The sequence below is a fragment of the Micromonospora cremea genome (assembly GCF_900143515.1).
Classification (GTDB): Bacteria; Actinomycetota; Actinomycetes; order Mycobacteriales; family Micromonosporaceae; genus Micromonospora; species Micromonospora cremea.
Genome location: NZ_FSQT01000001.1, coordinates 576,779 through 592,081, shown reverse-complemented (window position 1 = coordinate 592,081; position 15,303 = coordinate 576,779). Strand labels below are relative to the sequence as shown.

Annotated in this window: 15 protein-coding genes; 3 read left to right on the top strand and 12 right to left on the bottom strand. The window is 68.0% G+C overall.

What is annotated here, in order from left to right:
• Positions 1 to 151: 151 nt before the first annotated feature.
• Together BUS84_RS02600 and BUS84_RS02595 are read right to left on the bottom strand one after the other, a co-directional pair.
• Positions 152 to 1,027 carry an SDR family oxidoreductase gene (locus tag BUS84_RS02600; RefSeq protein ID WP_208869499.1) on the bottom strand — a complete coding sequence of 292 codons (876 nt, stop codon included), beginning with the start codon at positions 1,025 to 1,027 and terminating at the stop codon, positions 152 to 154.
• 30 nt (positions 1,028 to 1,057) lie between these two features.
• Positions 1,058 to 1,795 carry a TetR/AcrR family transcriptional regulator gene (locus BUS84_RS02595; RefSeq protein ID WP_074308439.1) on the bottom strand — a complete coding sequence of 246 codons (738 nt, stop codon included), beginning with the start codon at positions 1,793 to 1,795 and terminating at the stop codon, positions 1,058 to 1,060.
• Between the two features lie 76 nt (positions 1,796 to 1,871).
• On the opposite strand from BUS84_RS02595, the gene BUS84_RS02590 reads away from it, so the two are divergent.
• The 3 genes from BUS84_RS02590 to BUS84_RS37140 all read left to right on the top strand — a co-directional run bounded on the left by BUS84_RS02590 (position 1,872) and on the right by BUS84_RS37140 (position 3,850).
• Complete coding sequence (locus BUS84_RS02590; RefSeq protein WP_074308437.1) at positions 1,872 to 2,663, top strand: DUF4386 domain-containing protein; 792 nt, start codon at positions 1,872 to 1,874, stop codon at positions 2,661 to 2,663.
• 5 nt (positions 2,664 to 2,668) lie between these two features.
• On the top strand, positions 2,669 to 3,265 hold the full coding sequence (locus tag BUS84_RS02585; protein ID WP_074308435.1) for a hypothetical protein: 597 nt from the start codon (positions 2,669 to 2,671) through the stop codon (positions 3,263 to 3,265).
• A 192-nt stretch (positions 3,266 to 3,457) separates the two neighbouring features.
• Positions 3,458 to 3,850: a Rossmann-fold NAD(P)-binding domain-containing protein gene (locus tag BUS84_RS37140; RefSeq protein ID WP_143728172.1), complete on the top strand. Its 393-nt coding sequence runs from the start codon at positions 3,458 to 3,460 to the stop codon at positions 3,848 to 3,850.
• A 2,693-nt stretch (positions 3,851 to 6,543) separates the two neighbouring features.
• Here the strand turns inward: BUS84_RS37140 and BUS84_RS02575 are convergent.
• The 10 genes from BUS84_RS02575 to BUS84_RS02535 all read right to left on the bottom strand — a co-directional run bounded on the left by BUS84_RS02575 (position 6,544) and on the right by BUS84_RS02535 (position 15,289).
• Positions 6,544 to 7,323, bottom strand: a complete 780-nt coding sequence (locus tag BUS84_RS02575; protein WP_084757412.1) for a transposase family protein — start codon at positions 7,321 to 7,323, stop codon at positions 6,544 to 6,546.
• Positions 7,324 to 7,380: 57 nt separating this feature from the next.
• Positions 7,381 to 7,548: a hypothetical protein gene (locus BUS84_RS38075; RefSeq protein ID WP_159450961.1), complete on the bottom strand. Its 168-nt coding sequence runs from the start codon at positions 7,546 to 7,548 to the stop codon at positions 7,381 to 7,383.
• 247 nt (positions 7,549 to 7,795) lie between these two features.
• A complete protein-coding gene (locus tag BUS84_RS02570; RefSeq protein ID WP_084757082.1) occupies positions 7,796 to 8,470 on the bottom strand; it encodes a GntR family transcriptional regulator in 675 nt (224 codons plus the stop codon).
• Between the two features lie 104 nt (positions 8,471 to 8,574).
• Complete coding sequence (locus BUS84_RS02565; RefSeq protein ID WP_074308430.1) at positions 8,575 to 9,327, bottom strand: amino acid ABC transporter ATP-binding protein; 753 nt, start codon at positions 9,325 to 9,327, stop codon at positions 8,575 to 8,577.
• Between the two features lie 54 nt (positions 9,328 to 9,381).
• Positions 9,382 to 10,185 (bottom strand): amino acid ABC transporter permease, encoded by an 804-nt coding sequence (locus tag BUS84_RS02560; protein WP_159450960.1) that lies wholly within the window; start codon positions 10,183 to 10,185, stop codon positions 9,382 to 9,384.
• A 74-nt stretch (positions 10,186 to 10,259) separates the two neighbouring features.
• Positions 10,260 to 11,186 (bottom strand): ABC transporter substrate-binding protein, encoded by a 927-nt coding sequence (locus tag BUS84_RS02555; protein ID WP_074308424.1) that lies wholly within the window; start codon positions 11,184 to 11,186, stop codon positions 10,260 to 10,262.
• Positions 11,186 to 12,637: an MmgE/PrpD family protein gene (locus tag BUS84_RS02550; RefSeq protein ID WP_074308422.1), complete on the bottom strand. Its 1,452-nt coding sequence runs from the start codon at positions 12,635 to 12,637 to the stop codon at positions 11,186 to 11,188. Before BUS84_RS02550 ends, BUS84_RS02555 begins: the two co-directional genes overlap by 1 nt.
• Entirely contained in the window at positions 12,634 to 13,458 is an 825-nt protein-coding gene (locus BUS84_RS02545) for a cyclase family protein (RefSeq protein ID WP_074308420.1), read from the bottom strand. The genes BUS84_RS02550 and BUS84_RS02545 overlap by 4 nt, the downstream gene beginning before the upstream one ends.
• Positions 13,455 to 14,141, bottom strand: a complete 687-nt coding sequence (locus BUS84_RS02540) for an RraA family protein (protein ID WP_074308418.1) — start codon at positions 14,139 to 14,141, stop codon at positions 13,455 to 13,457. The genes BUS84_RS02545 and BUS84_RS02540 overlap by 4 nt, the downstream gene beginning before the upstream one ends.
• Entirely contained in the window at positions 14,138 to 15,289 is a 1,152-nt protein-coding gene (locus BUS84_RS02535) for a pyridoxal-phosphate-dependent aminotransferase family protein (RefSeq protein WP_074308416.1), read from the bottom strand. Before BUS84_RS02535 ends, BUS84_RS02540 begins: the two co-directional genes overlap by 4 nt.
• Positions 15,290 to 15,303: the final 14 nt, after the last annotated feature.

The window sequence follows — 15,303 nt, the reverse complement described above, 5'->3', positions numbered from 1 at the left end:
GTGTCACGGTCGATGCATGTACCGCTGGGTTCCGCCTGTCGGTCCTCATCGTGACCTCTTTGCTGTTGGCTTGCCCGTTCGGGGCCTGTCAGCGCCGGGTGCAGACCCCGCGCTGTGGAGAGCATGTTGTGCCACTCCGGCTGCCGGAGCGTCAGACCACCGGCGAATCCGCGGCGACCAGGTCGGCGCTCACCTGCCAGAGCCGTGTCGCGACGGCCCGGTCGTAGCTGCGCTCGGACGATTTCCTGGGTCTGCTGTGGGCGAAGAAGCGACCCGTCACCTGCGCGAGATCGGGAGCGGAGGCTACGTGGATCGAGGTGGCGGCACCCCGGTTCGGGGTCTTCATGAAGGGCCGCAGGAACGGCACGAGCAGGCGCTGTACAACGGCCGGGTCGTCGGCTCCGAACGAGGTGCTGACCACGCCGGGGTGCAGCGCGTTGGCGGTGATCGAGGCGGCCGGCATCCGCCTGGCGAGCTCGTAGGTGAACAGGACGTTCGCCAGTTTGGACTGGTTGTAGGCGTGTGCGCCGGAGTAGGACCGTTCGCCCTGGAGGTCGTCGAAGTCGATGCGCCCCATGGCGTGCGCGTTGGACGAGACCGTGACCACGCGAGCCGGCGCACTGTGCTTCAACTGGTCGAGGAGCAGCGTCGTGAGCAGGAACGGCGCGAGGTGGTTGAGGGCGAACGTGTGCTCGAGCCCGTCGGCCGTCACGTGCCGGGTGTTCCAGTACCCCCCGACGTTGTTGACCAGCACGTCGATTCTGGTGAGGGCGTGAAGGACCTGGTCGGCAAGCCGTCGTACCTCCGCCTGGGACGACAGGTCCGCGACGAACACGTCGACCCGCCCGCCGCCGGCTGCCCGGATCTCGGCGGCCGCGGCGTTGGCGCGATCGCGGTCCCGTCCGGTGACAGCGACGTGGGCGCCCATGGTGGCCAGGCCCAGGGCGGTCGCCTTGCCGATGCCTGCGCTGCCACCGGTGATCAGCACTGTGCGGCCGGCCATCGGCCTGCCGCGGATCAGCTTCATGGTTCGTGCTCCTTCGGCGCGTGGCCGAACTCAGTGCCCCGTAGTGTCCTCGGCCGTGGATGAGGGTGAACGTTCCGGGTTGCCGACCGCGCTCGCGGTGATGCCGTCGAGCATGCGGTGCAGTCCCCAGATGTATTGCTGGGTGGAGACGTATCCGGCCATCACGTCCGCTGCGGCAGCGGAACGGGGAAACCGGTCGGGCTCTGCGGCGGCAGACGCGCGGTGCCGGCTGTCCGTTCGTTCCGCTTCTGGGGGCAGGGGTCCGGCCTGCCCGTGGTCGGCGACCTCGAGGGCGATGGATCCGAACACGTAGACGAGCAGCAGGTGAGCCGCCCGTGCGGCGTCGAAGGTGGTCAGTCCGGCGTCGGCGAGGAGTTCGAGGAGCCGTTCGTTGAGGGCCCGAGCCTGCGGCCCGTCCATCGGCCCGCCGATCACGAGGCCGACCGCGCCGGGGTGGGCGGTCAGTCGGGCTCGCAGTTCCAGTGCGAGGGATTCCACCCGTTGCCGCCACGGTTCGCCACGGTCGGCGAAGACGCCGTGGTCGACCTGGCCGAGCAGGCGCTCGACCAGCGCTTTGAACACGGCGGCCTTGTCGGGGAAGTAGGTGTACACCGCATTGGGGGACACGTCCACCTTGGCGGCGATGCCTCGCAGGGTCGCGGCGTTCGGGCCGCCCTCGTCGAGCAGGGTCAACGCGGCGTCGAGGATCTCGTCCTCGGTGAACGCCCGCCGCGGACCGCGAGGACGGCGTTTGACCGATGCTTCCATGATCCCTCCTGTCACTCTTCACAGCGTACACTATTTGTACAGTGTCCAGCGCGATCGGCGAGCAGATCGGACCGAGATGACAGCTACCGGAACGGGCCTCCGCCGAGCGACCGGCGGGCTACTCCTGACAGGGGCCGTCGCGTTCGCCGCCGCCGCGACGGTGTTGTCCTCGACGTTCGACTGGCCGCACATCCTGCGGGAGCCCGGCAGTGTGGTCCTGCCGGCCTTCGCCGCCGGCGGCACCAGCCTGGTGTGGACCTGGTTCGCGACCGCATGGACGTACGCGATCCTGGCCGTGCCGATCCTGTTGCTGCCTGCTGTACTCCGCCGGCGCGACGACCCGGTGCTGCGGGCGGCCACCTACCTCGGCGCCACCTCGGTGGTGCTCTCGCTGGTCGGGTTCCTGCGCTGGGTCTTCGCCGTCCCGCCGCTGGCCCACGCCTACGTCACCGGCGACGCCACCACCCAGGCCGCGGTGGACGCCGCCTGGACCGCCCAACACCAGTTCGGCGGCGCGCCGCTCGGCGAACACCTCGGCCAACTGCTCATCATCGGCTGGTCGGTCACCCTCAGCATGACCATCCTGCGCAGCCGGGTACTGCCACGCTGGCTCGGCATCACCGGCCTCGCCGTCAGCACGATCTACCTGCTCAACCAGGGCGACATCCTCGCCACCGCCGTCCCGGGCTTCCCCGTCTGGGACCTGGCCGGGCTGCTCGGCAGCACCAGCTGGGGGCTGTGGATCGCCGCCCTCGGCGTGACGCTCCTACGCCGACCGATCTCCAACCCGATCCCGGACACCAGCGACGCCCCCTTGGCACGCACCTCCACCCCACGCCGGCCAATCACGATCGGCCCGAGGAGCTGAGCACCATGACCCGCTCCGAAACATCCCCACCGTCGTTCCTGCGCACCTGGCTGATCTGGACCGCAGGAACACTGGTGTTCCCCCTCGCCGGCCTGGCGGGTACCGCCGTGGCCGGCCGGGTCGACAGCCCAATGTCGGCACTCACCGGTGGCGCGGTCGTCGGGTTGATCATCGGCACCGGCCAAGCGATGCTCAGCCGCCGGCGTCTCGACCCGCGCCGGTGGATCCCGGCGACCACCATCGGGATGGGCCTCGGTCTGCTCCTCGGAGCCGCCGCGGTCGACTACCGCACCTCCCTCACCGACCTGATGCTGATGGGCGCGATAACCGGCCTGCTGCTCGGCGCCGCGCAAACCGCCGCCCTACCCCGCCGTACCCGATCCCGGTGGGTCTGGGCTGCCGCCATGCCCGTCGTATGGGCCCTGGGCTGGGCAATGACCACCCTCATCGGTGTCAACGTCGACGAACAGTTCACCGCCGTCGGCCTCAGCGGCGCCCTGACCGTGTCCGCGCTGTCCGGGCTCCTGCTGCACCAGCTGCTGCCGTACCGCACCGCCGTCGGGCCACGCCCCGCCAGCACCCCGATCGAGGCGACGGCATGACCACCGCACGGCACGTCATCTTCGGCACCGGCGCGATCGGCCTGGCCACCTACGACGCCCTGCGCCGACGCGGCGAATCCGTCCGGCTCGTCAACCGCTCCGGCCACGCCCGCGTACCCGACGACGTCGAGGTCATCGGTGGCGACGCGCGTGACTCCGCATTCACCTGCGCCGTCGCTCAGGGTGCCACCGTTGCTCTACCAGACCCTCAACCCGCCATACCACGAATGGACGGCGCAGCGGCCCCCACTGCAGGCCGGCGTGCTCGCCGCGGCCCAAGCCACCGGCGCCCGCCTGCTCAGCATGGAAACCGTCTACATGTACGGCCGCCCCAACGGCCGACCGCTCACCGAGGACCGTCCCAACGCCGCCCACACCACCAAAGGGCGGCTGCGTGCCCGGATGGCCGGCGAACTCCTTGCCGCACACTGCCGCAAGGCGGAGAACTCTGCCAGCGGGCCGTCGTGGCCATCATCGTTCGTCGGCGTCCTCTGTACACCGACCGACATCGGTTCCTACCGTCGCATGCCCTTGATGGTACGAACAGACCACCACCCAGCATTGGCAAAGACCCGCCCGTCTTGACGTCGGCTTAGGTCACCTCGCCGGGCCTGGTCGCGTTCGTAACGTGCGAGCACAGTGTGCACCACGACGCCGGCACCGTCTCGTGAGCCATAGCCCGGAGACCGCTGTTCGCATCAGCTGACGCCTACGGGGTCCCCCAATGAGGTCACCGAGCAGGAAGCCCCGGTCAGGGCCGTGCCGCTGAGATTGATCTTCCAGAAAGCAGGACGACTCCAGACTGACACACAGACTCACTCAGAGACAGTCACCTATTGTTCGACTGCACCGCCGGCGCGCCCCAGCCCACGCCTTGGTTTCTGACGTGGCTCAGCGCCTACAAGCCGGGCGGCTGACCACTTCGGTCTCCTCTGGGAGGTCACGCCGGACCGCTCGCCTGTATCACCGCATGTCAGGGACCTCCGTTCTGCCCGGCCTCGGTGAGCTCTTCGGGCGCGGTGACCACTTCGCCAACCTGCGCCCAATCTGCTCCCACTGCAAGGCCAGGCCATCCAGCAGCTCCTTACCGCCTTGACCTGCACATACTCCCCCGCCAGGCGACATAGATAGCTCTCGACCACTGCACAAAGCCGCGGAGCACTTTGTGTGAAACAGGACGCCGCACCCACCCTGACCTGCGAAAACGAGAACCCGCAGGTCAGGGTGGGCGCAGTTGAGTGCGATTCGGTGCCGTTGAGCGCTGTTCAACGCCGTTCAGTGCAGGCGGTTGCTCCCAATCTGCTCCCCAGTTTCGGGCCTCGGAGCCGGGGACAACTGATCGCCTGGACCGGCCTCCCCTCGGGCAGCCCGACGCCGTACGGACCGCCTCGCCACCACGCGGCGCCGGCACTCCACTCGGCCGCGACGCAGGCGCCCCCGCGGGCCAGCGCGCCCGTAGCGCCCAACCCGCTCCCCCACGGATACGCCAGTAGGCTGGTCGAGCCGGCCGCGGCCGCTCCAGCGCACGGAGCAACTCCAGCCTCCCCCGAGGTCCCTGCATGTGCGGATGGCGCCTGCGCGCACTGTCAGCAGCAAATTAGCGCATCCCGGCCTTGGCTAAGCGGTGTCGCGTGACGCGCGATTAGGGTCTGCGTATGCGCGATGACATCGTTCTGCGACTCGACCGCGCAACGCCGAAGATCGGTACGTCGCGCTGTACGAGGCCCCTTCGGCGCCTGCAGGACCGCGATTCTGCTGGGCATCGACACCGTCGACCTGTCGATCGACTGGTACCACTACCTGTGCCCCGACGGACGCCGCTGACTCCACGCTCCAGGCCCCGGCCTAGTCGAGATGAGGACCTTGGCTGCGACCCAGGAAGCCCCGCCGTCGGACCCGAGCGCATGTCCACGGTCACGGCACCATGTCCACCACCGACCGGAACGGTCCCACCGCGCTGCCGCATGCAGACCCGCTTCTCACATGCCAGCCGGTCCTGGCCCTCCCTGGGGGCTTCTCGCCACACTCCGTGCGCGATGACTAGCGAGCCCTGGTCGGCCCGCCCTGAATCGATGAGCCGACCATGCGCCGGCTGTGAGCGTGATATGAGCCCGTGGTGAGCGCGGGGTGCCATCTTCAACTGTGCTGTGTGGAAACCGAAAGTAGCCTCGCCAGGCTGACCCGAGAGTGCTGAGCCGGACTCGAGGGGGTGAAGGCGCCCGAAACGCCCGGCGGGACGGCGGCAGCAGGCTAGCTTCGGGCAAAGACACCTAAACCGGGCGGCGCAGGGGTGAGCCAGGTCCCCCCCGGTACTCACGCGCCAGCCGAGGCGCACGACCACAGGGAAACAACGTACGAGCTACAGGGGGTCAAACCATGACTACTGCTGTCTCACGGTCCGCAAAAGCGGGGGCAATCCTGACGACGCTGGGGTTAAGCGTGGGTCTTATGACCGGCGTCGCGGAGGCAGGGCCACCCCGCAACCACCAGTGCACCAGCCCCATTTTCCTCGGAGGGAGCGAGGAATGGCGGGATCTAAACCAGCGCTACGGCGTCAGCGAACGGATCATCGGCCCTCCTGCGCCCGCGACCGACGATATAGCTGACCCCCCCGGAGGGCCTGGCTGCCGCACGGCGCTGGTCGGGGACCAGTGGGTCCGGGCCGTCCCGCCCTGGATCACGGCGACGCCGACCGAACGGGATGCTTTCGTCACCAACTTTAAGAGCGCCCGCTATGTGATCGACGCCGGGACCGCCCAAGAGCAGTCCGTCACGGCGGGCCCGGAAATCTTGCAATCCGGGATGGTTCCCGTTGATGTGGTGCAGCCGCCGGGAACCGGCGGGCTGCCCTTCGTCGTACCCGTGTCTCCTGTCTTTCATCCGCTTGGCCCCGGCACTCACACCAGCACCCTCTTCGTGGACATGAACGAGAAGGTCTGCACCGGCCGCGGGCCCGCCCCGGGCCTTAGCACGGACTGTCTGGAGGCAGGCGAATCCGAGTATCCCATCATTGACAACGGGCCTTTCACAGTTTTGACTGGTCCCCCGCCACCAACCGCCTAGACCACAACCAGCCCAATTCCCACCACCACAACCATCGGCGAGCACTGAGCCAGGCGCGCAAGGGGCCGGGGTATCCGCAACTCGGCTAGCCCACCCGTGTAGGGGCCCTCAGAACGTTTCTGAGGGCCCTTCACTGTGTCCGGGTACCGTGGGGCACCCACGACTAAGGGACGTCTCGTAACTGGGTGAAGGCGTTGCCGGCACGGGCCCGGCGGTCAGCCAGCGAGGATGATGTTGTGGAGGTTGGCGATGCCGCAAGCGGCGTCGGCCAATGTATGGGCGGCGCGGCAGTAGTCGCGCAGGATCTTGAAGCACTTCATCCTGGCCAAGGCATGTTCGACCCCGGCTCGAACGGTCCGGTGTTCGACGTTCAGGGCTTGCTTCCAGTCCGGCAGGTCACTGCCGTCGGCGGGCTTGCGGTACGGGATGATCACCTCAGGGTTGCCGCGGTAGCCGCCGTCGGCCATCACGGGCCGCCCGTCCAACTTTTGGTCGATCCCTGAGCTGCGGTAGACGATCGTGTCGTTGCGGTTGCCGGGCTGTGGGTCGCCGACGGCGATGACCAGGCGGGTGTTGGCGTTGATGGCGACCTGCAGGTTCGTCGAGTACCGGTAGTTTTTGCTCCGGGTGGCCAGGCGGTGGTCGCGGGTGGGGATCAGAGTGCCGTCGACGATGGCGATCTGCTCGAGCGGCCGCCGGCGCACCGGCGCCAGTGCGAGCAGCGGGCCGAGGGCGTCGATGACCCGGTGCGCAGCCGAGTGCGACACCCCGAACAGCGGCCCGATCTGGCGCATCGTCAGGTTCGTGCGCCAGTACGCCGCCACCAGCAACACCCGATCCGGCAGGTCCAAGGCCCACTGCCGGCCCGGCCGGCCATCAGCGATCGCACCACCGCCACGCTCGGCTACCAGACGGACCAGCCGGCGGAACTGGGCGGGCTGCAGCCCGGTGAACGGAAAGATCCACTCAGGGTGGGCTGCGGTGATCACCTGCACCCAGGCATCCTGACCGATCATCCTCAACGGACAGACATCGGGGTTACGAGACGTCCCTTAGTCGCCGGGGAGGATCACCAGTGCACGGTCGGGCAGCGAGGTCAGCACTCGACGCTGGCCGGTGGCCGGGTCGGCGGCCAGCTGCTCACCGCCGCCTGCGGTCCTGCCGGCCTTGGAGGCACCGCCTCCTTCTCTAAAGCCGGGTGGTCGGTGACTGATCGACATCGCATTCCCTCCGCCATCACGGTCATCGCCTCACCCGGAACCGAACCGCAATGATCGTCAACCATTCGCGGTGGTCTCGTTACGACGCCGAAGGTATCCGATTTGGCGTAGACAGACTCCTTATCTGTGGGGGCTCGCCATCCCCCGAGCGACAGAGATTCCGCGTCCCTGGCGGAAGCGGCGCGACCGCGAACAACAGAGCGCCCGGCCGAGGAACGCTGGTTCCTCAGCCGGGCGGGGTGAAGGGTCAGGACTGGGTGTTTCCCCGGGACACGGGGTCGGCAGAGTCGTAGAAGCGCAGCCGAACGTCGCGAGCCGCCGTGAAGTGGACGTTGGCGCGTTCGCCCGCTACTTCGACATCGCGAGCCAGGATCGCCTCCAACAGCGCCTCGTGCTCGTCGCGGGAGTCCTGGTATCTCCCGGCGTGGTGAAGCGCCGTCGCCGGATAACGGCGGAGGTAGAGGTCGAGGCGCTTCAGGAAGTCGATCAGTGCGCTGTTGTGCGTGGCCGCCCAGATGGCTTCGTGGAACTTCCGGTTCGCGGCGTTCAGCGCGGCCACGTCGTCGGGCGGAACCTCTCGCAGGATCTCGTGCAGTCGGATGAGCTGCATCCGGTCGAAGCTGGTGTGCCGCTCCGCGGCCCCACGGGCGGCCGCGGCCTCCAGCGGAATACGTACCTCGTAGATGTCGAAGAGTGCCTGGGCACTGCGGCCGGCAACGCGGAGTTGCCGCTCTGATGACTCGACGAGGCCGTCACTGGTAAGCAGGCGCAGGGCCTCCCGAACTGGTGTCCGGCTGACGCCCATGCGCGTCGCGACCGTCGTCACGACCAGCGGCGCCCCGGCTTCGAGTTCGCCGCTGATGATGTCGTCCCGCAGCGTCGCGTAGACGTCGGCGGCCAACTCTCTCGAACCGTTGGTCACCCCTTCGTCCCTCCCACATCTCTGCCTTCATTGCTCGACGGGAGCCATAAATCCAGCTCTGCAGGAGAGCCGATCTCCATCACGATGCGCGATACCATCCCCGTTTATAGCACCTTTGAAAGGAACGACTGCGTGCGGCCATTTTGCGGTCGGGCCAGAACTTGCTGCGGGTCGCCGTACTCGACAACGACTCCCTCGTCCATGAACACGACCGTGTCGGCGACCTCCCGGGCGAAGCTCATCTCGTGGGTGACGACGACCATGGTCATGCCCTCTGCCGCCAGCGACTTCATCACGTCCAGGACCTCGCCGACGAGTTCCGGGTCCAGCGCACTGGTCGGTTCGTCGAAGAGCATCAGCTTGGGCTCCATCATCAGGGCGCGGGCGATGGCAACGCGCTGCTGCTGGCCGCCGGAGAGTTGGCTCGGGTAGCTGTCCGCCTTGTGGGCGAGACCAACCCGCTCCAACAGCCGCTGAGCCCGCTCGGTCGCCAACTGCCGCGAGTCCTTCTTGACCCGTACGGCGGCCTCCAGGCAGTTGCCGAGAACGGTCAGGTGGGGGAAGAGGTTCCACTGCTGGAAGACCATCCCCACCTCGGCACGCTGCCGGCACACCTCCCGGTCACGCAGTTCGTGGAGGTTCTCGCCGACCTGGCGGTAGCCGATGAGATCGCCGTCGATCCAGATGCGGCCGGCCTGGATCTTCTCCAGGTGGTTGATGCAGCGCAGGAACGTGGACTTCCCCGAGCCGGACGGTCCGATCACGCACGTGACCTCGCCTCGGGCTACCTCGAGGGAGATCCCCTTAAGAACCTCGACCCGGCCGAAGGACTTGCGTACGCCCTCGGCGCGGACCATCGGGCCCGACAGGCTCGATGATGCGATTTCGGTCGTCAATGTCGTCTCCACTGTTCAGGCACCGGCCACCGCAGCCGGCGCGGGTTCGTCCCGCCGTGGCTTGCTCGACTGCGCCGAAGACCGCCCGATGTGCCGTTCCAGGCGGCCCTGCAGGAATGAGGTGATCGAGACCAGCAGGAGGTACCACAGGCTGGCGACGATGAGCAGGGCGATGATCTCGAAGTTTCCGGAGTAGATGTTCTGCGCGGTCGAGAGCAGGTCTCCCCCGGCGATGAACGCCACGAGCGAGGTGTTCTTGAGCAAGGAGATGAACTGGTTGCCGGCGGGCGGCACGATCACTCGAAGTGCCTGGGGAAGCACCACCCGGCGTAGCAGGAGCGCTCGGTTCATACCGAGGGCCTGCGCGGCCTCCACCTGGCCGCGGTCGACAGCGGCGATGCCGCCGCGGACGATTTCGGCGTTGTAGGCGGCCTCGTGCAGCGTCAGGCCCAGGAGCGCGGCGACGAATCCGGTGATGACGTCGTTGGTCTCGACGACGAACGACGTACCTGGGATGCCGATGTTTGGGAACAGCAGCCCGAGGTTGAACCAGAGGACGAGCTGCACGAGCAGGGGGACGCTGCGAAAGACCCAGACGTAGATTCCACTCAGCCAGGACAGCACCCGGCTGCTCGACAGCCGCATCACGGCGAGTCCGATTCCAAGCAGCAGACCGGTGATCTCGCAGATCACCGCCAGCTTCAGCGTCACCAGCAGGCCCTGCAGGATGGCGTCGGAGAACTGGTAATTCGCGATGACGTCCCAGTGCACGTTGGGACTGGAAGCGAACGTCCAGACGAGGAACGCCGCGACCAGCACTGCGACCACCGTCAGCGCCCACAGTCCGGGCCGCGGGACCGGTTTGGCGCGGATCTCATTCTGGGGAGCCATGGTCAGCTGGTGCTCCCCTCCAGCGAGTCGCCGCCGTTGACGACGACCTTGTCCACGGCGCTGTCCTGGACGTCCCACTTCTCCAGGATCTTCTGGTAGGTGCCGTCCTTAATGATCTTGTCGAAGCCGTACTGCAGCGCGGCGATCATCTCTTTGTCGCCCTTTTTCACCGCGACCGCGTCGTATGAGGTCGCGAACGGCTTCCCGGCGACTTCAAGCTTCCCGCCGGACTCCTTCGACTGGTAGGCGGCCTTCCCGAGGTTGGCGATGTTGGCGTCAGCCCGTCCGTTCGTCAGCTGCAGAAGGGCGTCGGCGACCGTCGGGAACTTCAGGATCGTGACCTGCTCCTGGCCCGCCTGGACGCACTTGGCCGACTGGGCCTCGGCGAGGTCCACGGAGATGGTGCCGGTGACCAGGCTGAGGGTCTTTCCGCACATGGCGTCCTGGGAGTCGACCTTGCCGGGGTTTCCCTTCGGGACGATGAAGACCTGACCCGACTCGATGAAGTCGACGAAGTCGACCTGCTTCTGCCGTTCGGCGGTGTCGGTGATGCCGGACATCGCGATGTCGTAGCGGCCGGCCTGCAGGCCCGTGATAAGGGAGGCGAACTTCGTGTTGACGAACGTCGCCTTCACGCCGAGTGCCTTGGCGACCGCGTTGCCCATGTCGACGCTCACGCCGATGATGGTCTTGCCGTCCGGGCCGACGAAGTTGTTGGGCGGAAGTTGGGCGTCCGTGGCGATGGTCAGGGTTCCCGCCTCCTGAACGCTCTCGGGCAGCAGGGTGCTCACTGGACCGGGGGTACCGGTGGAGCTTGCGTCGGTCGTTTGGTCGGTCGATCCGCAGGCGGCCGCCCCGAGGAGCAGGGCCGCGCTGGCCAGGGTCGCGGTGGCGATGGAGTACGTACGTTTGGGACGTTGGTTGGGCATCAGTAACCTTTTCTGTCCGGTGACCCGTGACTGGGGGCAAGCTGTCGAAGGCCCGACATGAGGTCGGTCATCGACGTCTGTGGGAGCCGCTGGAGCGCCTTTTCGAGTGCCTCCACCTGCGGCGCAGGCAGTGCGGTCGAGGCGTTGGAGCGGAACTTCATGAGGTGCTCGTCGGCGGTGAGCGTGCGAGCGCCGAAACCGCGGTTGACTGGGATTGCGATCTCCCCCTCCTGGCCCTGCTGGGTGCCGTAGCGCAGGACGCAGGAGATCCTTCGGGGGAAGGCGGCGGTGGCGGTGTCCGATTCGACCATGCGTACACGTCCCGCGAGCGCCCGCCGCTGTGGCTCGACCGCGGCGGCGTCGGTAAAGTCCTGCAGGCCCACCCCGAGCCCACCGCCCCCGAGCATCGCGGCCGCGAAGGCGTAGGGCCCGCTGAACTGGGCCTCGTAGCCGGTGGTCGGATTGGCCTTCTTCTCCGGCGGTTCGGCGATGGTCCGCAACGTGGGCTTGGCGACTCCGGCCTCGACCCAGTCGAGTTGGTCGGCGGTGATGCCGCGCTCGCGGAGCATGAGCGCGGCATCGATCACCGGGTGCGTGTAGATGTTGCAGGGGTACGGCTTGAAGCCGACGTCGCCCAGCGTCCAGCTGGTCCCCAGGTCGTCGGTCAGGGCGGCGAGGTCGACCCGGTCACCGCAGTGAGCCTGCAGGAACCCGAACCGTCCCTCGAGCACGGTGGGCGGGCCGGTGAGCCCGGCAACGGCCAGTTCGGCCGCCACCGTGCCTGCGTGGGCGGCCCATCCACAGTGGATTTTTTTCACCGTGCCGCCGGTGCGGTTGGCCTCCAGCAGGCCGGCGCCCATGCTCGCCGCGAGCCCGATCGCGTGCCCGATGACGTCCTGGTCGCCTCCGAGCAGCATCGCCACCGCGACGGCGGATCCGAGGGTGCCGCAGATCGAGGTCGCGTGCAGGCCGCGTTCGAAGAAGACGGAGTTGCCGAGTGCGTCGTCGTAGCCTGCCATGCCGAGCCGGTTGGTGATCTCGATCCCGACCGTCGCGGCCGCCACGAGGGCGTCGTAAGAGGCGTCCACGGCTTCGGCGGTGGCAATCACCGCCGGAATGACCGAGGCGCTAGGGTGTAGGACCGACGGCAGGTGGGTGTCGTCGAAATCGAGGGCGTGGGCGAGGGTTCCGTTGTGGAAAGTCGCGGAGGCGGTCGGCACACGCTGGTTGAGCCCGATCGCGGTGGCGTGTGGGGCGCCGCCCCAGGTGCGCACGACGGTCGAGGTCACCGGGAACACGGCTGTGGTGGTGGCCGCGAGGGAGTTACCGAGAACGTCGACGATCCGGCCGTGGATGTCTTCGCCGAACCGCTCCACCAGCATGGGGTTGGCGCGATGGTCCGCGGCAAAGCGGGCGAGCAGGTGCGCGATCGGTTTGTCGTGGGAGGTCATTGTGCCGTCACCGCCAGCGGACGCAGGGGCGATCCCGTGCCGCCGAGGATCTTCAGCGGAATCGCGACGAACAGGAACTCCGCGATGTTGTCGGCCGCGAGCTTTTCGAGGTCGAGCATCTCGATGAGGTAGATGCCGCGTTCGACGAGGAGCAACCGGTGCACGGGCAACAGCGAATGCCCCTGCCCGGCGGGGATCTGTTCAACCGATGTCGTGTCGCCGCCAACGGCCACCACACCGGTGTCGGCGAGCCAGGCAGCCGCGTCGGTCGTGATGCCGGGTACGCCGTCGTGGAGGCCGAGGAACCGTTGCGCGTCGGCGAAGTGGCGGGACCAGCCGGTGCGGACAAGCACAACGTCGCCGGCGCGTACCTCGACGCCGGCAGCGGCGGCCGTGGTCTGCAAAGTGGCGGTGTCGACCGATACTCCGGGGGCGAGGACTTCGACGCCGGCAGTTGCCGCGACGTCCAGCAACACACCTCGGTGCAGGAACGGTGGGATGGTTTCGGCGCCGTGCTTGGTGAACCGTCCGGTCTGCTGGGCGGCTGCCGCATCGACTCCTCCGTGCAGGCATCCCGCGTCAGAGAAGTGGGAGAGCGCGTCGATGTGGGTGCCGACGTGCCCACCGGTAATGATGAGTTCGCTGGCCGAGGAGGTGCCGTCGGCGCGGTTCTGGTCACCGTGGCGGCGTTGCAGCGCCATGCGGAAGCCGGGGTGGTTGGGTGAGCAGGCCATCCCGGTCTGCAGGGTCTGGGCGAGGTCGTAGACCTTGCCGGCGGACAGGCTTGCCAGGACTGACGCTAGGGCGGGACTCGCGGTCACGATGCCTTCCCGAGTACGCCGCGCCGGATCAGTTCCTCGTCGATGCCGGCTCGTCGGGGTGAGCCGCCCCGGATCTCCTGAAGGCGTTTGGCCTCCCGTTGCTGGATCGCCTGTGCTTCGGCGAGCACGGCGTCGACGTCCTCGTGGGGGACGATGACCACGCCGTCGGCGTCGGCCACGACGAGGTCGCCCGGAGCGCAGACCACGCCGCCGATGGCGACCGGTCGCCCGATCTCGCCAGGCCCCTGCTTGAAGGGGCCGGCAGGGCTCACGCCGCAGGCGAACACGGGCAGCCGCAGCTCCGCCAGGGACGCGACGTCGCGGACGGATCCGTCGAAGACCAGGCCACCCACGCCGAGCGCGGCGGCGCTGTGCGCCATCAGTTCTCCGAACAGGGCACGGGTGAGGTCTCCTTGGCCGTTGACGACGATCACGTCACCTGGCTCGGCCATGTCGATCGCCTTATGGATCATCAGGTTGTCGCCGGCCCGGGTCCAAACCGGCAGGGCCGACCCGGCGCATCGTGCGCCTGGCCAGACGGCCTGGATGCGCGGATCGACCACGCCGAGCCGGTTCATGGCGTCGCCGATGTTGGGCGACGGCACGTCGGCGAAGGCGGCGACGGTGGTGGGGTTGGGTCGGGTCCACTCTGAGGTGATGCGAAATCCCGGCGTTCCGCTCATGCTGCGACCTCCTCGAGCTCGCGCTCCGTGGCGGCGATGGCTGTGGCTACGTCCACCACGTGCCCCTGCTCCTGTACGGCGCCGGCGAGCTGCCAGACGTCCAGGCGGATATCGTCGGGTCGGCAGTAGCCCATGGTCCCGATCCGGATGACGGTTCCGTCGAGCCGAGAACGGCGAGCGCCGGCGATCTGCGTGCCATAACGGTCGCGCATCGTGGCGACGATCTTGGCGGCGTCGACTCCCTCTGGCGCGCGGAGCACGCTGACGCAGGGGGACGCAACGTCGGCGTTGGGATACAGCGACAGCCCGAGTTCGGCGACGCCAGCCGCCAGTGCTCGGCCCAGGTGCGCCTGTCGAACGAAGGTCTGGGTGAGGCCGGTCTCGTGCACCATCCTCAGCGCCTCGTGCAGGGCGCGGACGAGGTTGACGGCCGGGGTGAAGGTCGCCTGTCCCTGCGCCGCCATGTCGCGCGCTCGGCGCAGGTCGAAGTACTCCCCGCGTGGATCCACCTTGTCGATGCGCCTCCAGGCCTTCTCCGAGGCAGTCACGAGGGCAAGCCCTGGCGGGCACATCAGACCCTTCTGCGAGGCAGAGACGACCAGGTCCAAACCCCAGGCGTCCACCTCGATCGGGAGGCAGCCGAGGCTGGACACGGCGTCAACGACCAGCAGGGCCGAGGTGTCCCGTACGACGTCGCTGATCGCGGCCAGGTCCGTGACCGCCCCGGTGAAGGTGTCGTTGTGTGCCACCAGGACGGCGACGAACTCTCCACCATCCGGAGCCGACAGACGCCGACGCAGTGCCTCGGCATCGGCGCCACCGCCCCAGGAGGAGGACATAGCTTCAACGGACGCGCCGAGCGAGGCGGCGAGGCGGCCGAAGCGTGCCCCCCAGTGACCGTTGTCGAGGGTGAGCACCCGGTCGCCAGGTCGCAGACTGTTGGCGAGCACGGCCTCCAGGGCGCCGGTCCCGGACGACGTGAGCACGATCGGGTTGGCCGTCCTGGTCCCGAACAGCGGCTGCAACATGGCCGCCGTGTCGTGGAGGAGCTCCTTGAACTCCGAGCTGCGGTGATAGATCACCTGCTGGCCCAGTGCCCGTAGCACCCGTGGTGGGACTGGAGTTGGTCCCGGAACCCGAAGTCGCATGCGTTACCTCTCAT